14 protein-coding genes are annotated in these 16,908 nt (G+C 71.5%); 2 read left to right on the top strand and 12 right to left on the bottom strand.

The genetic code is table 11. The features are described 5' to 3' along the window. Positions 1 to 285: 285 nt before the first annotated feature. Complete coding sequence (locus tag CRP49_RS25700) at positions 286 to 1,254, top strand: lytic polysaccharide monooxygenase (protein WP_097255530.1); 969 nt, start codon at positions 286 to 288, stop codon at positions 1,252 to 1,254. Positions 1,255 to 1,309: 55 nt separating this feature from the next. On the opposite strand, the gene CRP49_RS25695 is transcribed toward CRP49_RS25700, so the two are convergent. Both CRP49_RS25695 and CRP49_RS25690 read right to left on the bottom strand, forming a co-directional pair. Then, the gene (locus CRP49_RS25695; protein WP_097255529.1) at positions 1,310 to 2,176 is read right to left on the bottom strand and encodes a triacylglycerol lipase; all 867 of its coding nucleotides are present in this window, start codon (positions 2,174 to 2,176) and stop codon (positions 1,310 to 1,312) included. A gap of 170 nt (positions 2,177 to 2,346) precedes the next feature. Further along, positions 2,347 to 2,793 carry a MarR family winged helix-turn-helix transcriptional regulator gene (locus CRP49_RS25690; RefSeq protein ID WP_097255528.1) on the bottom strand — a complete coding sequence of 149 codons (447 nt, stop codon included), beginning with the start codon at positions 2,791 to 2,793 and terminating at the stop codon, positions 2,347 to 2,349. Positions 2,794 to 2,877: 84 nt separating this feature from the next. On the opposite strand from CRP49_RS25690, the gene CRP49_RS25685 reads away from it, so the two are divergent. Further along, positions 2,878 to 3,252, top strand: a complete 375-nt coding sequence (locus CRP49_RS25685) for a cupin domain-containing protein (RefSeq protein WP_097255527.1) — start codon at positions 2,878 to 2,880, stop codon at positions 3,250 to 3,252. A gap of 18 nt (positions 3,253 to 3,270) precedes the next feature. Here the strand turns inward: CRP49_RS25685 and CRP49_RS25680 are convergent, their stop codons facing one another. From CRP49_RS25680 to CRP49_RS25635, 10 genes are all read right to left on the bottom strand, one after another. Beyond that, a complete protein-coding gene (locus CRP49_RS25680) occupies positions 3,271 to 4,281 on the bottom strand; it encodes a hypothetical protein (protein WP_097255526.1) in 1,011 nt (336 codons plus the stop codon). Further along, a complete protein-coding gene (locus CRP49_RS25675) occupies positions 4,278 to 7,706 on the bottom strand; it encodes a DNA polymerase III subunit alpha (protein WP_097257528.1) in 3,429 nt (1,142 codons plus the stop codon). The genes CRP49_RS25680 and CRP49_RS25675 overlap by 4 nt, the downstream gene beginning before the upstream one ends. Positions 7,707 to 7,927: 221 nt before the next feature. Next, entirely contained in the window at positions 7,928 to 9,010 is a 1,083-nt protein-coding gene (locus CRP49_RS25670) for a S1 family peptidase (RefSeq protein ID WP_097255525.1), read from the bottom strand. A 315-nt stretch (positions 9,011 to 9,325) separates the two neighbouring features. After that, positions 9,326 to 10,225, bottom strand: coding sequence for a S1 family peptidase (locus CRP49_RS25665; protein WP_097255524.1), 900 nt, complete (start codon positions 10,223 to 10,225; stop codon positions 9,326 to 9,328). A gap of 201 nt (positions 10,226 to 10,426) precedes the next feature. Further along, positions 10,427 to 11,209 carry a DUF1684 domain-containing protein gene (locus CRP49_RS25660; RefSeq protein ID WP_097255523.1) on the bottom strand — a complete coding sequence of 261 codons (783 nt, stop codon included), beginning with the start codon at positions 11,207 to 11,209 and terminating at the stop codon, positions 10,427 to 10,429. A gap of 33 nt (positions 11,210 to 11,242) precedes the next feature. Continuing rightward, complete coding sequence (locus CRP49_RS25655; protein ID WP_097255522.1) at positions 11,243 to 12,457, bottom strand: NtaA/DmoA family FMN-dependent monooxygenase; 1,215 nt, start codon at positions 12,455 to 12,457, stop codon at positions 11,243 to 11,245. Further along, positions 12,454 to 13,437: an LLM class flavin-dependent oxidoreductase gene (locus tag CRP49_RS25650; protein ID WP_097255521.1), complete on the bottom strand. Its 984-nt coding sequence runs from the start codon at positions 13,435 to 13,437 to the stop codon at positions 12,454 to 12,456. Before CRP49_RS25650 ends, CRP49_RS25655 begins: the two co-directional genes overlap by 4 nt. A gap of 53 nt (positions 13,438 to 13,490) precedes the next feature. Beyond that, positions 13,491 to 14,252 carry an amino acid ABC transporter ATP-binding protein gene (locus tag CRP49_RS25645; protein WP_094216694.1) on the bottom strand — a complete coding sequence of 254 codons (762 nt, stop codon included), beginning with the start codon at positions 14,250 to 14,252 and terminating at the stop codon, positions 13,491 to 13,493. A gap of 26 nt (positions 14,253 to 14,278) precedes the next feature. Beyond that, the gene (locus CRP49_RS25640) at positions 14,279 to 16,036 is read right to left on the bottom strand and encodes an FAD/NAD(P)-binding domain-containing protein (RefSeq protein WP_097255520.1); all 1,758 of its coding nucleotides are present in this window, start codon (positions 16,034 to 16,036) and stop codon (positions 14,279 to 14,281) included. Next, on the bottom strand, positions 16,033 to 16,890 hold the full coding sequence (locus tag CRP49_RS25635) for an amino acid ABC transporter permease (RefSeq protein WP_097255519.1): 858 nt from the start codon (positions 16,888 to 16,890) through the stop codon (positions 16,033 to 16,035). The genes CRP49_RS25640 and CRP49_RS25635 overlap by 4 nt, the downstream gene beginning before the upstream one ends. Between the last annotated feature and the right edge of the window lie 18 nt (positions 16,891 to 16,908).

Genomic DNA, 16,908 nt, shown 5'->3' with positions numbered 1-16,908 from the left:
GCAAGTCACGTAGGCGGCGCCGCCGGGAGCCAAACCGGGAGCCAACTGAAGCGTCCGGCCGCGGACGAACGCGGACTGCCACGGACGGCGACACCTCTCGGAAGCAGGTGACACGGGGCTCCCCGACGCTCCTCCCTGAGCCCCCAGTTAGCCCCGCCTTAACGCCACCATAAGGATCTCCATCACCCGCCCCCAGCAGGCGATTTCGCGGTTTCTTGGGGCTAGCTTCTGATCGCCCCCACGGGATTCAGCCCATCCCCCGAGGACCGTTCCGAGGAGTTCCCCATGTCCGCACGCCGCAAGGCCGCCGTCGTCGCCGCCCTCGGCAGCACCGCGCTCGCGCTCTCCGCCGCGCCCGCCTCCGCGCACGGTTCGATGGGTGACCCGGTCAGCAGGGTGTCGCAGTGCTACGCGGAAGGTCCGGAGAGTCCCAGGTCGGCCGCGTGCAAGGCGGCGGTCGCGGCGGGCGGTACGCAGGCGCTCTACGACTGGAACGGCATCCGCATCGGTGATGCCGCCGGACGCCACCAGGAGCTGATCCCGGACGGCAAGCTGTGCAGCGCGAACAACGAGGAGTTCAAGGGGCTGGACCTGGCCCGCGCGGACTGGCCGGCGACGAGCGTGCGAAGCGGGTCGTACACCTTCAAGTACCGTGTGACCGCCCCGCACAAGGGCACCTTCAGGGTGTACGTCACCAGGCCCGGGTACGACCCGGCGAAGCCCCTGGCCTGGGGAAACCTGGATCTGGAGCACCCGGTCGCGACGGCCACCGACCCGGTTCCCTCGGGCGGCTTCTACACCTTCTCGGGCACCCTTCCCGAGCGCACGGGCAAGCAGCTGCTGTACGCGGTCTGGCAGCGCTCGGACAGCCCGGAGGCCTTCTACTCCTGCTCCGACGTCAACTTCGGCGGCGGTGCGACGGGCGGCACCACCCCCGCTCCGAGCGCCTCAGCGCCCTCCGACGGGCAGATCGCGGACGGTGCCGACAAGTCGACGATCGAGCACCACGGGCACGGGGACGACGACGCGAGCACGTCCGCGGAGCCGTCCACCGCGGAGCCGTCCACCGCCGCCCCGGTGACCCCGGCCAACGAGCCGAAGGCCGCCGGGACTTCGGAGAACCTCGCCGAGACCGGCGCCTCCACCGGCACCTCGTACGTCGCGATCGGCGGCGCGGCGGCGCTGGCGCTGGGTTCGGCAGTGCTGTTCATGTCGGTGCGACGGCGTGCCGCGGGCGGCCGGCACGGGCGGTGATCCAGGACTCCGGGGCCTGTCCGGCGGCTCAGGTCGGACAGGCCCCGGCGGTGCGTCAGCTGAAGGCCGACGCGCAGGTGGTGGCCGTGGCGTGGGCCGGGTCGAGGGCGTTGGCCACCTCGTGGAAGGCGATGCGGTCGAAGAGGCCGATCGCCACGTGCTCGGAGAGGTCGAGCGGGCACAGGTCCTGGAGCAGGACGTTGTGGACGTCCGAGCCGCTCAGGTACTGGTTGCGCCAGGGTGTGGCCACCTCGTCGTACTTGGTGGCGATGACCGTGTAGTGCACTCCGGGGACGGTGTCGCCGCCCGCGTTGAGCTTGGTGAGGAAGGCGGAGCCGGCGATCTGGTCGGCGAGGCCGGGGGTGGTGGCCTTGATCAGGTCCTCGGCACCGGGGAAGTACGGCAGCAGGTTGGTGAGGCCGTCCAGGTCGGTGCCGTGGTTGTCGGGGGCGAGGCCGACGAGGGCGTTCACCTTGGCGGCTCCGCCGAGGAACTTCAGGTAGTAGCGGGGCATCATGCCGCCCTGGGAGTGCCCGACCAGGTCGGCCTTGCCGGCGCCGGTCGCGGTGAGCACCTTGTCGACGAAGGCGGACAGCTGCTCGGCCGACTTGTCGATGGGGCCGAGGCCGTAGAAGAGCGGGACGCCGGGCAGTTGGCCGTAGTCGAGGGAGTAGACGCAGTATCCGCGGGTCTTCAGATACGGAGCGAGGGACAGCCAGTTGTCGACGGAGTTGCCCAGGGTTCCGTGCACCAGGATCACCGGGCGGGGATGGGCGGAAGAGGGCTTGCACGAGTAGTCGTTCCAACCACTGCTCGGAGCGGCAGCGTCGGCGGCGTGGGCCGTGGCGGCGGGAACGGCGGCCACGGCGGCGGTCAGGAGCAGCGCGGCGAGGGGTCTGAGCACTCGCTTCCAGGGCAGCATCGTGTGATCTCCTTGCGGCTCAAGGGAGGTGCGACGGCCTAACCCTGTGATCCGGATCACGAGGATGCTGTTCACTCGTCAAGTTACGGGCGAGTAGTGCAGCTGTGAAGTTACGCGTCAGTAAAAACTTCCAGTGATAACCAGCGGCTCATTCGGCAGCCGATGAACCGTCACCAGGCAGGCCTGATCGGACCGTAGGGCGCGATCCGCGTCAAACGCTCCCGCAACGCCCGCACTTCACCCTCGCCCAGCAGTTCGACCCACGCGTCCACGACGTCGGCCGCAGCCGCTTCCGCGGCCCGGGTACAGGCCCACCCCTGCTCGGTGAGCACGACCAGCCGGGCCCGGGCGTCCTCGGGATGCGGACGCCGTTCGGCGTATCCCTTGCGCACGATCTCGTCCACCAGCTGACTGGCGGCCTGCTTGGTCACCCCGAGGTGTGCGGCGAGGTCGGTGACGGTGGCACCGCCCGGCGCGAGCCGCGCGAAGGCGAAGCCATGGGCCGGCCGGATGTCCGTGAAGCCGCGAGCCTCGACCCCGTCATGGATGCGCTGGGTGAGGTCGCCCGCGACGGCGAGCAGGGCGGCGGACAGGGCCATGGCTTCGGAGTTCTGCACGGAGGCATTGAAACACCCTTGACGAACTGGTCAAGCTGCTTGACCATGTAGTCAAGCAGCTTGACCACTTGAACGGAGACCAGCATGCCCGTAGTCCGCTCGTCCGAGGCCGTGACCCACGAGATCCACGGCGCCCGCTTCGTCTCGTACGCGACCCCCCTGACCGGGAGCAAGGAACTGTGCGCCTGGCGGGGCGAGATCCCCGCAGGAACCAAGGCACCCGCCCACACCGTCAACCGGGAGGAGATCTTCCTCCTGCTCATCGGCGAACTGCTGATCACCCTCGACGGCCGCACCGAGCGGATCTCCGCCGGCGACACGGTGATCATCAATCCCGGCGCGACCCTGACCGTCGAGAACCCGACCGACCACACCGCGGTCTCCTGGGTCACCACCTCCGTCGGCCTCACGGCGGAACTGGCCGACGGCACGGTCATCACCCCGCCGTGGGCCAACTGACGCCGCCGGACAGGAGGGTCACGCCGCCAGCGTCCCCGGCATCACCGCTCGTGGCCCGAACTTCGCCCGGGCGCGGTCCGCGACCTCCTCGATGCGGCGGACCTTCTCGTCCACGGGGTCGAAGGTGAGCTGGTAGGAGGCCCGGTCGGCGGGGGCCAGGCCCTCGGCGCGCAGGGTGAGCGCGCGAACCCGGGCGCGCTGGAGGCCGAGCGCCTCGTACATGCCGTAGGCCGTCTTCGTGAGGGACGCCGAGTGTGCGGTCGGTTCCTTGAGGGTGCGGCTGCGGGTGGTCGAGATGGGGGTCCCCCCGCTCGAGCCCGTTCGAGAGCGGGGGAGGTCGGCGTAGCGCACGGTGAGGGTCAGGGTGCGGCAGACCTTCTCCACCGCGCGCAGCCGGGCCCCGAGTTCCTCGGCGGCGGACAGGAGCGCCCCGCGGTGCCGGTCGGGATCCAACTCGTCGAGGTCGAAGGGTCGTTCGACGGCGATGGACCGGGAGACGGCGTTCGGGACGACCCGGCCGCGGTCGACACCGCTCGCCTTCTCGCGCAGCTCGCGCCCCGCTTTCGCGCCGATCAGCCGCTGGAGTGTGGACAGGGGCGCGGCGGCGACCAGGCCCAGCGTGTCCAGACCGTACTCGCACAGGGTACGGGCGGTCGCCGTGCCGACGCCGGGCAGCGCGGACACGGGCCGCTCGGCGAGGAACTCCGCGATGGCGTCCTGTTCTTCGGGCACGGCACAGGTCACCCCGGGACGGGCGTCGCGCAGCGCCACGCGGGCCAGCATCGGCCCCGGCCCGGCGCCGATCACACAGTCGACGCCGTACAGCGCGAGGGCCCGGACCCGGATCACCGAGGCCAGTTCCACCGCACTGCGCCCGAAGTACCGCTCGGCACCCCGGAGATCGGCCAGCGCCCCGTCCGGGGGCAACGCCTCCACGACCGGGGTGAACTCCTCCAGCAGCCCGAGCAGCCCCGGCAGGGCCGCCTCGTACATCGGCGGCAGCTGGAAACGTACGCACAGAATGGTCATCCCGCACTCCCCGGACTCTGGTGCCACAACTTCCGTACCGTTGAGGGCCCTTGTGAGGCCTCCTGACCCGCGGGCCGCAGATCGGCCCACGGATGCATCTCGTACCCGGTCGGCAGATGGATCCGGCGGCCGCCCGTCGGATCCTCCCCGTCCGCCCCCTCCCGGACGGGTGCCGCCAGCCGGGCGGCCACCTCGTCGAGACCGCCCTCGGCGCGCAGTTCGACCAGTTCGGCGAGGTTCCAGGCGGCGGAGCCCACCACGCTGAGGCTGCGCGGGCCGCGCCGCTGCACCACCCCGCGCACCAGCAGCAGCCAGGAGTGGAAGACGGTGTGCGCGCAGGCGTCGTGCGAGTCGTCGAAGAAGGCGAGGTCGACCAAGCCCGTGCCGTCGTCCAGCGTGCTGAAGATGACCCGCTTGCCGGACCGGATCGGCGGGGTCTGGGTGGCCGCCTTGGCACCCGCGACCAGCACCGTCTCCCCGTGCCGGGCCTCACGCAGCCGACGTGCCGACACCACGCCCAGCTCCTTGAGGAACTCCCGGTGGTCGTCCATCAGATTGCGCGAGGCGTCCATGGACAGCACGCCCAGCTCGGCACTGAGCCGCTCCGCCGAGGTCAGGTCGGGCAGCCCGGCCGAGGCGGTCTTCCGGCCACCGGCGAGCGGAAGCTGACCGCCGCCCGCGCCCCGGGCACCCCGGTGCAGCTCGGTCAGATGCAGCTGCAGATCCCGGCGGTTGGCGCCGAAGGCGTCCAGCGCACCCACCTGTGCGAGCCGCTGGGCCAGGGGACGGCTCGGCCGCGCCCGCTCCCAGAAGTCGAGCAGCGAGGCATACGGCTGCCCGTCCGCGATCCGCTTCGCCTCGGCCTCGCTGATGCCGTACACATCGGAGAGGGCGAGCCGCAGCCCCCACACCCCGGATTCAGACACCAGTTCGATCCTGTGTGCCACCCCCGACACGTTCACGTCCAACGGCAGGATCGGCACCCCGCGCCGCCGCGCATCCGCCAGCAGCAGCCGCTTCGGGTACATCCCGGGATCATGCGTGAGCAGCCCGGCGTAGAAGGCAGCCGGGTGATGGGCCTTCAGCCACGCCGACTGGTACGTCGGTACGGCGAAAGCGACCGCATGCGCCTTGCAGAAGCCGTACGACCCGAACGCCTCGACGATCTCCCAGGTCCGCTGAATCGTTTCCGCGTCATACCCGTTGGCCGCCGCATGCTGCGCGAACCAGACCCGGATCCGCCCCTGCGACTCCGGGTCGGACAGCCCGCGCCGCACCGCGTCCGCCTCGGCCCGGCCGCAGCCGGTCATGATGTCGACGATGTGGATGATCTGCTCGTGGAAGACGACGACCCCGTACGTCTCCTTCAGCGGCCCCTCCAGATCCGGATGCGGATAGCGGATCGGCGCCCGCCCGTGCCGCGCCTCGATGAACGGCCGCACCATGTCGGCGGCGACCGGCCCCGGCCGGAACAGCGAGATGTCGACGACCAGGTCATGAAAGGTGGCCGGCTGGAGCCGCCCCACCAGATCCCGCTGCCCGGGCGACTCGATCTGGAAGCAGCCCAGAGTCTCGGCGGACCGGATGAGCCGATACGTCGCCGGGTCACCCTCCCGCACAGCATCGAGGTCGATCCGCTCCCCCGTAGCCCGCTCCACCTCGGCGACCGCGTGCGCCATCGCCGACTGCATCCGCACGCCCAGCACGTCCAGCTTGAGCAGCCCGAGGTCCTCCACGTCCTCCTTGTCGAACTGCGACATGGGAAAGCCCTCGCCGCTGGTCGGCATGACCGGTGTACGGGCGAGCAGGGAGGCATCGGACAGGAGCACCCCGCACGGATGCATGGCGACCCCGCGCGGCAGGGCGTCGAGGGCCTCGACCAGCTCCCACAGCTTGCCGTACCGCTCCTTCTCCCCCGCGAGCCGCTTCAGCTCGGGCAGCTCCTCCAGCGCCGCGCGGGCGTCCCGTGCCCGGATGTGCGGGAAGGACTTGGCGATGCGGTCGATGTCGGCGGGGTCCATGGACAGAGCGGCCCCGACATCACGGATCGCGTGCCGGACCCGATAGGTCTCCGGCATGGCGACGGTCGCGACCCGCTCGGTGCCGAACCGGCCGATGATCGCGCGGTAGACCTCCAGCCTGCGCGCGGACTCCACGTCGATGTCGATGTCGGGCAGGGCGAGGCGCCGCTTGGACAGGAAGCGCTCCATCAGCAGCCCGTGCTCGACCGGATCGGCGTGCGCGATCCCGAGCAGGTGGTTGACGAGGGAGCCGGCACCGGACCCACGGGCGGCCACCCGGATACCCATCCCCCTGACGTCATCCACCACTTGAGCGACCGTCAAGAAGTAGGAAGCGAAGCCATGATGGGCGATGATGTCCAGCTCATCATGCATCCGCGCCCAGTAGTCCCGGCGGTCGGCGTAGCCGCGCAGCACCATGCCGGCGGCCGCCCGCGAGGCGAGCGCCCGCTGGGCGGTACGACGCCCGGCACCGACGAGATGCGCCTCAGGGAAATGAACGCTCCCCATACCGAGGTCGTCCTCGGGATCGACCAGACACTCGGCGGCCGTGGCCCGGGTCTGCTCCAGCAGCCGATGAGCGGTGTCGCGCCGGTAGCCGGCGGCCTCCACCACCCGCTCGGCGACCCGCAGCATGGCCTGCGCGTCCTTCAGCCAGGCCTCACCGGAGTCCAGCTCCTTGCGGGGATCGATCGGAACCAGACGGCGGGCGGCATCCAGTACATCGGCGACCTGCCCCTGCCGGGGATCGGCGTACCGGACCGCGTTACTGAGCACAGGCCGAACCCGCTGCTCGGCGGCAAACCCAACCGTACGGGCGGCCAGCCGCAGAGAACCGGGCCCCGTACCTTCACGACCGTGCCAGACGGCCTCCATACGCAGCGCGTCACCGTAGACCTCACGCCAGGGAACGAGCAGCTTCGCGGCCCGATCGGGCCGCCCCGCAGCAAGGGCACGCCCCACATCGGACCCGGGACCGAGCAACACGGTCAGACCGTCCCCATGATTACCGGCCCAGGGCAGCAAGGGCGCATCCTCACCCCCGTGCGCCGCCGTGACGATCCCGCACAGATCGGCCCAGCCACGGGCGCCGTCCCGGGCAAGGAAGGTCACCCGGGCCGCCGACTCATCGACGAAGGCACCACCACGCACCGGAGCCCGCCGCCGCTCACGCCGCGCGACCACCGGCTCACCCACCGCCAGGTTCACACCGAACAGCGGACGGACACCCGCCTTGGCACACGCCTTGGCAAAGCGAACCGCACCGGCGAGGGTGTCGCGGTCAGTCAGGGCGAGGGCATCCATACCCCGCTCGGAGGCACGCTCGGCCAGCCGCTCCGGATGCGAGGCCCCGTACCGCAAGGAGAACCCGGAGACGGTGTGCAGATGCGCGAAGCCCGGCACACGCACCTCCCGCACTCATGAGCCCCGAACAGCACTCGAACATCAGTTCCCACCCCCACCATACCCCCATTCCCGAACAAGTGTGCGACATCCATGCGAGCGCCTCTCACCTGCGGAAACGCTGCCGCCGACGCCCCGCAGCGGGCCGCCGCAGGCATGGCAACGCAAAGTCCCGCCCCTCACACCCGGGGCGGGACTCCGACGAAACCGAAAGCCGGGCGTCAGCCGATCTGCGCCCCCGTAGCCGACAGCGCCTCGGTGACAGGCTGGAAGAACGTCTCCCCACCGGAGGTGCAGTCACCACTGCCACCCGAGGTCAGCCCGATCGCGCTGCTGCCGGAGAAGAGCGAGCCACCGCTGTCCCCGGGCTCGGCGCACACATCGGTCTGGATCAGACCGCTGACCGTGCCCTCGGAGTAGTTGACGGTGGCGTTCAGCCCGGTGACCGTCCCGTCGTGCACCTGGGTGGTGGAGCCACTCCGGGTGACCTTCATACCGACAGTGGCCTCGGCCGCGCCGGTGATCTGCTGGGCGGACCCGTCGTAGAGGTCGACCTCGCTCGGGTGATCCACGGTCGAGGTGTACTTGACCAGCCCGAAGTCGTTGCCCGGGAAGCTGGACTGCGCGTTCTTGCCGATGACGTTGCCGGAGGAGTCCGACCAGCTGGAGATGGCCTCGGTGCAGTGCCCCGCGGTCAGGAAGTACGGCTGCCCGTCCTTGACCACGTTGAAGCCGAGCGAGCAACGCCCACCCGATCCCGTGATGGCGTCACCGCCGGCGATGAAGGGCTTGAACTCCCCCTTCGACCGCTTCAGTTCGACCTTGGCCCCAAGCCCGTCGACGACCGTGCTGAGCTTCGCCCACTCGCCCCCGGACACCGTCCTGTCCGCGGTGACGACGACCTTGTTGGTGACCGGGTCGGTGGCCCACGAGGTACCGGGGATGGTCGCGTCCTTCTTCAGGGTCGCCCGCGCACCATCGAGTTCGGCCAGCGAGTGGGCGACGAGTCTGGCCTTGCCGCCGGCCGCCTCCACGGCCTTGGCGGCGGTGGCATCGAGCACGTTGACGACGAGGCTCTTGCTCCGGGCGTCGTAGTAACTGCCGGCCGCGTCGGACCCGAGGTCCTTCACGAGCGCCGAGGCGAGCTTTCCGGCCGCCGGAACGGACAGAACCCGCGGTTCCGGAGCCGACTTGGCAGGCTCGCTGGCGTTCGCAGTCTGGAAGGTGACACCCGCGGCGACCAGTGCGGAGATGCCCGCGCCGATCACGACGGCCCGCCGCCTGGGTATGCGTCGGTGCTTCAACTCACGTCCTCCTGTGGGGGGTCGGCCCGGAAGTTGTGGGGACTCCGCGGACCGGAAGGCTGGTTGACGGGCGCCCACTCTTCCGAACCGCACAGGGAGTACACAAGGTCGACTTCAGGACGCGCACACGGCAACCCCGTACGCCCCCGCCCCACGTGACCGAGGACAGTCACCCCAGGAAATTCGCACTGCAAACACTACGCGCGAGTAACCCATAGGCGGACAGTGACCGTTACCCGTGGCTGGAATACACCCCGAGACAAGAGAAGGTCCCCGCACGCGAGCCGCGCGCGGGGACCCACCAAGACGGACCCGTCAGGGAAGGGTCACACCGTAGTAGCTCAGCGCCTCGGTGACCGGCTGGAAGAACGTCGTACCGCCGGAGGTGCAGTTGCCGCTGCCGCCGGAGGTCAGGCCGTAGGCCACGCTGCCCCCGTAGAGCGGACCTCCGCTGTCGCCGCCCTCGGCGCAGACCGTGGTCTGGATCAGGCCGTAGACGATGTCACCGCTGCCGTAGTTGACGGTCGCGTTCAGCGCGGTGACCCGCCCGCTGTGCGTACCGGTGGTGGAGCCACGCCGGTAGACGGTCGTGCCCACGGACGGGGTGGCCGCGCTGCTGATGGTCTGGTTGCCCACCGCGCTCGGGTGCGCGATGGAGGAGTTGGTGTAGCGCACCAGCGCGAAGTCGTTGCCCGGGAAGCTGTAGCCGACGTTCGTGCCCAGCACGGTCGTGTGACCGGAGTTGCTGTACCAGGTCGAGGCGACCTCACCGCAGTGACCGGCGGTCAGGAAGTAGTACGTGCTGCCGCTGCGCACGTTGAAGCCGAGCGAGCAGCGGTAGGAGCCGCCGTAGATGGCGTCGCCGCCGCTGATCAGCTTCTTGAACTTGCCGGAGGTGTGCTTGATGGTCAGCGCGCCCGCGTTGCCGCCGGCCTGCTGCTTGATCTTGGCGATCTCGGCCTTGGAGACCGTGCTGTCGACGGTGACGACGACACGGTTGGTCTTGCTGTCCACCGCCCAGGCCGTACCGCCGATGTCGGCCTTGAGGACGGAGTCGCTCGCCTTGGTGAGCTGGGTGGCGCTGAACGTGTGGGCGTCGCTGGCGTTCGCGGTGGGGGCGGCGAACGCGGCCGCGGCCAGGAAGCCGGTGGCCACGGCGATCAGCCGGGTCCGTCTTGCGATGCCGCTGCGGGGAGTGGTGCGCTTGATCCTCACGTTTCGTTCCCTCCCAGGGGAAGTCGGGGGCCCGCGTGGGGTCGGGGCCCGTGAGGCGCAGCCAGGGGCCGGTCCTGGGTTCCGAACACGCATGCCCCTGACAAGCGCTGAGGGGGAGTATTCGGCCGAACGGCCGGTAGGCACAAGAGTGCCTTTCGGCCGTCAACCTTTGAACCACCCGGGCGCAGTGGCCCCCTGACGTCAGCTCAGGACGCGCTCCCCCGCCTCGATCGCCACGTCCAGCCGGTTGCCCGGCGGCGGGAAGGGGCAGATGAAGTGATCGGCGAAGGCGCACGGCGGGAGCTGGGCGCGGTTGAAGTCGACCGTGGTACGACCCTCGGCGTCCGGTGCCTGCGGGAAGAGGAACCGGAAGCGGAAGCTGGTGTCGCCGCTGGTGGCGTCGGCGAACACCGCCCACAGCGGGCCGTCGCCCTGCCGCGCGACCTGGAGCGTGAGATCGTTTCCGGCCAGGCTGAAGGCGAGTTCCCCGGCGAGCGCGAGCCCGCGCTCCCGTCCGTCCGCGTTGCCGACCCGCACCGTGCGCGTGTCGTCGTACGGCGTGAAGCGCCCCGGCACCGACCAGCGCGGGTCGTACGCCGTGGCCTCGATGCCCCGGAAGGCGCGGCGGGCCTCGGCGGCGGGGTCGTAGACCCGCACCCCCCACACGTCCTCGCGGACCAGTACGACCAGCCGCTTCTCGCCCAGCGCGACCCGCGACCCGGCCTCCGGCCCGAGGTCGGCGGCGAGGTGGACCTCCCCCGAGAACGGCCGGCCGTCCAGGGTCAGCCCGTCGCCCTCGGCAGCGGTGAGCACCACCCCGTCACCATCCGTCCCCCACGTCCCGGGAATGTCCGGAAGTCGCCCCTCCGGATGGTCCTCGACCCAGTGGGTGGCGGTCAGCGCGAGCGGTCCGTAGGGCTCCGAGACCTTCTCCACGCGCTGTTCGTGCCACTGCTTCCAGGCGTCGGGTGCGTCGCTGGTCATAGGATCCATTCCTTTCATACGCGTCATACGCGCTCATCCCTCCCACGGCGGGTCGGGCAGCCCGAGGTGTGAGCGCAGGGTCGCGCCCTGGTATTCCGTGCGGAACGCGCCGCGCTCCTGGAGCAGCGGCACCACCCGGTCCACGAACTCGTCGAGGCCGCCGGGTGTGTGGTGCGGGACGAGGACGAAGCCGTCGGCGGCGTCCTCGCGTACGTACGCCTCCAGTTCGGCGGCGACCGTCTCGGGGGTGCCGACGACCGACGGGCGGCCGCCCACCTCGATCACGGTCTCCCGGATCGACAGCCCCTTCTCGTTCGCCGGCACCGGGTCGGTCTCCGGGAGCGGGCCGTCGGGGTCGTGACCGGAGAGGTCGACGCCCCAGTCCCGCCCCAGGAGTTGCAGCGCGCGCTGCGGGGTGATCCGCTGCCGTCGGATCTCCACGGCCCGCTCCTGGGCCTCGGCGGCGGTGTCCCCGAGGACGACGGTGACACCGGCCAGGACCTTCAGGTCCTCCGGTGCCCGGCCGTACGCGGCGAGCCTGCGGGTGACATCGGCGCGGACGGACCGGCCCGCCGCCGGCGAGCGGTGCCGGGTGAGGAGTACGTCGGCCGTGGCCGCGGCGGACTCCCGGTCCTGGTCCGAGTCCCCGGCCCGGATCACCACGGGATGGCCCTGCGGCGAGCGGGGCAGACCGAACTCACCCGCGATGTCGAAGTGCCGGCCCTGGTGTGCGAACGGCCGGGACACCCCGTCGGCCGACCAGGAGGTCCACAACCGCCGTGCGACGGCGACGAACTCGGCGGCGCGCCCGTACCGGTCGGCGGGGTCGGCGGAGCCGTCGTGGCGGAGGTCGGCGCCGGTGAAGGTGTCCGCGCAGGTCGCCACGTGCCAGGCGGCCCGGCCCCCGCTGAGATGGTCCAGGGTCGCGAGTCTGCGGGCGAGTTCGTACGGCTCGGTGAAGGCCGTGGGCACGGTGGCGGCGAGCCCCAGCCGCTCGGTGACCCCGGCGAGCGCGTTCAGCACGGTGAGCGGCTCCGGCCGGCCCGTCGCGTCGCGATCGTCGATCCGCCGCGGCCGCGGCCCCTCGGACAGGAGCACGAAGTCGAACAGCCCGCGCTCGGCGGTACGCGCCGGCTGCTCGAAGGAGGCAAGGGCGATCGGTGAGCCGGAAGGCTGACCGGGCCGGGCGGCGGTGTCGCCGTCCCCTGGGAGGCAGACCGCCAGACGCACCTGCCGTCGTACGGTCATGACGTTCCCCCGGTCACGGCGTACTGGTGGGCGGGCCGGGCCAGGCCCAGGTGCTCGCGCAGGGTGCTGCCCGGGTAGAAGGTGCGGAACAGGCCGCGGTGCTGGAGCAGCGCCACCGTGCCGTTGACCAGCCGCTCCAGGTCACGGCGCGGCTCGACGGGGACGAGGTGGAAGCCGTCGGTGACGTCCGCCGCGTGCCAGGCGGCGATCAGCTCCGCGAGGTCGACCGGACCGCCCCGGTACAGCGGGCCCTGTGCGGTGGGCCGGGGACCGCCTCCGCCGTGCCCGGGCTCGGCCGCGTGCTCGCCGTCGCCGAGGTCGACGAGCAGGCTCACCAGGACCCGCAGGGCACCCGGGTCCCTGCCGGACTCCGCCGCCCGGTTGCGCAGTTGCCCGCGTACGGCGGCGGCCTGCGCGGGATCGGCGACCCGGACCAGGGCCACGTCGGCATACCGGGCCGCCGTGGGCCGGGCCTGCCCGTCGGTGGCGTCGACGACGCGGACGGGGTGGCCCTGCGGGGGCCGGGGCAGCTTGGTGCCGTCCTCCCAGCTGTCCCACAACCGCGCCGCCACCTCGGCGGCTTCGTCCGCCTCCTGCCACAGCGCGGCGGCGGGGGCGGCGTGCCTGCGGCCGAAGAGGCGGGCCTCGCCCTCGGTGGTGGACACGTCGATCCGCCAGCCGGCCCGGCCTCGGCTGGCCCAGTCGAGGGTGGCGACGGCGGCCTGGACGCGCAGGGGCTCGGTGTGTGTGGTGGTGACGGTCGGGACCAGCCCGATCCGCCGGGTGGCGGGCGCCACGCGCGACAGCACGGCGAGCGCGTCTGGCCCGGGGCGCGCGAAGGAGTCGTCCAGCGTCACGAAGTCGAGCCCGCCGCTCTCGGCGAGCTGCGCCAGCTCGACGTAGGAGACGGCGTCGAAGGAGCCCGGCCGGTCGATGGCGGCGGCGAGGTGCAACAGCCCACGCCCGTACCGCGCGCTCACGTCAGCACCCCCTGTTCGCAGGGCACCGACGCATCACAGGCAAAGGTCATCGCTCACAGCACCTTCGCCAGGAACGCCCGCGTCCGCTCCTCCCGCGGAGCGCCCAGTACCTCACCCGGCGGCCCGGCCTCGACGATCCTCCCGTCGGCCATGAACACCACCGTGTCCGCGACCTCGCGGGCGAAGGCGATCTCGTGCGTGACGACGATCATCGTCGTGCCCTGGCTCGCCAGGTCCCGGATGACGTCGAGGACTTCGCCGACCAGCTCGGGATCCAGCGCCGAGGTCGGCTCGTCGAAGAGCAGCAGCTTCGGTTCCAGCGCGAGCGCCCGCGCGATGGCGACCCGCTGCTGCTGACCGCCGGACAGCTGCCGGGGGTAGGCGTCGGCCTTGTCGGCGAGCCCGACCCGCTCCAGCAGCCGGCGCGCGCTCTCCACCGCCTCCTTCCGGGGCCGCTTCAACGCCGAGACCGGCGCCTCGATGACGTTCTCCAGCACGGTCAGGTGCGGGAACAGGTTGAAGTTCTGGAAGACGAAGCCGATCCGTGTGCGTTGCCTGAGCACCTCGCGCTCGGGCAGCTCGTACAGCCTGTCGCCGGAGCGCCGGTAGCCGATCAGCGCGCCGTCCACACTGATCGCGCCGTGGTCCACCTTCTCCAGGTGGTTGATGGCGCGCAGCAGTGTCGACTTCCCGGAGCCGGAGGGGCCGAGGACGACGGTGACCTCACCGGTGCGCACCTCCAGATCGATGCCCTTGAGGACCTCGAGCGAGCCGAAGCTCTTGTGGACGGACCTGATGTCGACCATGACGCTCATCGTGGAATTCCTTGGAGTCAGGGGGGTCATGCGGCCGCGCGGAGGGCGAGTTCGGCCAGGAACCGCAGCGCGGCCCGCGCCGTCGCGTCGTTCTGCCGGAACGCGGGCCCGCCGGTGCGCGGCCGGGTGAAGGCGCCGGGGGTGCGGCCGTCGGTGAAGGGGCCGAGGGCGAACCGCCGGGGATGCGGCCGCCCGGCCCCGTCGAGGATCCGGCCGTCGGCGGGGTCGATGCGCAGCAGCCCGTCGGGGGTCTCGGCAGCCCCCTCGGCGTGCAGCTCCCGCAGCAAGGTGTCGCGGGCCCGTCCCACGGTCGGCTCGGGCAGCCGGGCCTCGACCAGCGCCCGCGCCTCGACGGAGAACCCCGGCACGGTGGGGCTGGCCGCCCGGAACACGCCGTCCTCGGCGGTGACGGTCATGTCGGCGCCGACGAACCGCAGGAGACCGGCCCGGGACAGCGCGAGCAGCTGCCGCAGCCGGGGCCCGGGCGGCCCGGACGCCAGGTAGCTGAAGAAGCCGTGCCACCAGGGGCCGACGTTCCCGAGCCGCACCAGCTGCCCGTAGACGGACAGCAGCCCGAGGAAGACGCCCAGGTCGGCGCTGTGCTCCGGATCGTGACGACGGCTCAGGTCACCCTGGACATAGCCACGCAGGCCCTCCTGGAACTCCTCGTGCGAGGTGTACCGCACCCCGTCCAGGGGGTGGTCGAGCGCGGCGAGGTCGAGGCGGTCGGCCGGGTCGGGTACGGCGGCGGCGACGAGCGCCGCGGTCTCGGCGAGGTCGGCTGCGGCCGCGTACTTCTCCTCGAAGTCGGCCCAGTTCATCGCCGTACGCTCGGCATGGGCGGTGAACAGCCGGTGGTAGTGGGCGAAGCCCAGCTCCTTCTCCACCAGCGGCCACACATCGCGCCGGAAGTCGAAGCCTTCCGGCCTGGCCAGCAGCGCCTCGACCTCGGGCGGGCCGAAGAAGCGGGGCAGCGGCGGCCGGTCGCCGGTCCAGTCGTAGCCGATCTTCGAGTGGTACGGCACTCCGCGCCGCGAGCCGACGTACAGCACCGGCTCGCGCCCCGAGGGGACGTAGGTGTCACCCTCGTAGCGTCCGCCCCGGCCCTCGGTGAGCAGCACCATCAGGTCGACGAAGGCCAGCCCGAAGCCGCGTACCAGGACGGGCTCGCCGGCCCGCAGCGGGGACAGGTCGCTGTCGGCGGTGAAGTCGGGCGGCAGGTGGACCAGGCCGTGCTCCCGCGCGTACGCGGCCAACTCGGCCTGGTCGTCGTCGAGTTCGGAGTCGAGGTGGCCGAGGGCGAGGACGACCAGGTCGGCGAGCAGGGGGCGCGGGCGGCCCTCCAGCCACACCTGCTGGCGCCCCTCGCGCGGGCCGCTCACCCGCAGGGCACGCCGGGCGTGGTGGTGGACGGTGACTCCCGGGGGCAGCTCGGCGAGGGCCCGCTCGTACACGTGGCGCAGGTAGCGGCCCTGGATCTGCCGGTCGGCGAAGGTGCGGCCGTCCAGCTCCGCCCACTCGTGCAGGGTGGGGCCCTCGCGCACCGGGCCGGCCATCTGCACCGTCTCGTCGGTGAACATGGTGACGTCCTCGGCGTGCGAGTTCATCCACAGCAGCGGCGACTGCGCCGTGCGCCAGATGCGTCCGCCGCCCGGCGGATGGGGGTCGACCAGATGGATGTCGAGTCCCGAACCGGCGTACAGGTCGGGTGCGTTGGCGGCGATGCGTTCGAGGAGTCCGGTCCCCCGCGGCCCGGCTCCCACGATCACCAGCTGCGGCCTCATCGGGCGGACTCCGTCCCGCGCGCGTAGTGCTTCTCGACGTAGTACTGCCCGACGCCGAGCACCGAGGTGACGAGGGTGTACCAGAGGGTGGCGACCATCAGCAGCGGGATGACCTGGTACGTGCGGTGGTAGATCAACTGCGCCGAGAACAGCAGGTCGTTGACGGCGATGACGCTGACGATCGAGGTGCCCTTGAGGGCACCGATCAGCATGTTCCCGGCGGGCGGCACGATGGAGCGCATGGCCTGCGGCAGCACGATCCGCCGCCAGCGCCGCCACCGGCTCAGGCCGAGCGCCTGGGCGGCCTCGATCTGCCCGCGGTCGACGGAGAGGATGCCGCCCCGGACGACCTCGGCGGCGTAGGCGGCCTCGTGCAGGGTGAGACCGACGACGGCGACGGCGACCGGGCTGAGCAGGTTGACGGTCTTCACCCCGAGGATCTGCGGGTACAGCGCCCCGATGTTGAACCACAGCAGCAGCTGCACCAGGATCGGGATCGACCGGAAGAGCCAGACGTACCCCCAACTGACCGCCCGCAGCACGGGGTTGGCGGAGAGCCGGAAGGCGGCGAGCAGGGTGCCGAGGGCGAAGCCGAGGACCATGACGACGGCGGTCAGCCACAGCGTGAGCCACAGGCCGCGCAGGACGGAGTCCGAGGTGAAGTAGTCGGCGACGACGTTCCACTGGAACGCCTTGTTGCGCAGGACCGAGTTGACGGCGAGGCCGAGCAGGACGAGAACGGCGACAGCGGCGATCCACTGGCCGAGCCGGCGCTGCGGGACGATCGTCAGGGCGTCCGCGTGCTCGGGTGTCTGGGGTGCGGCGGGGACTTTGGCGAGGGTTTCGGATGACATGCGAAGGCTCCGTGACGA

The organism is Streptomyces sp. Ag109_G2-15, from assembly GCF_900215565.1.
Classification (GTDB): Bacteria; Actinomycetota; Actinomycetes; order Streptomycetales; family Streptomycetaceae; genus Streptomyces; species Streptomyces diastatochromogenes.
This window is presented reverse-complemented; position numbering and strand designations above follow the sequence as displayed.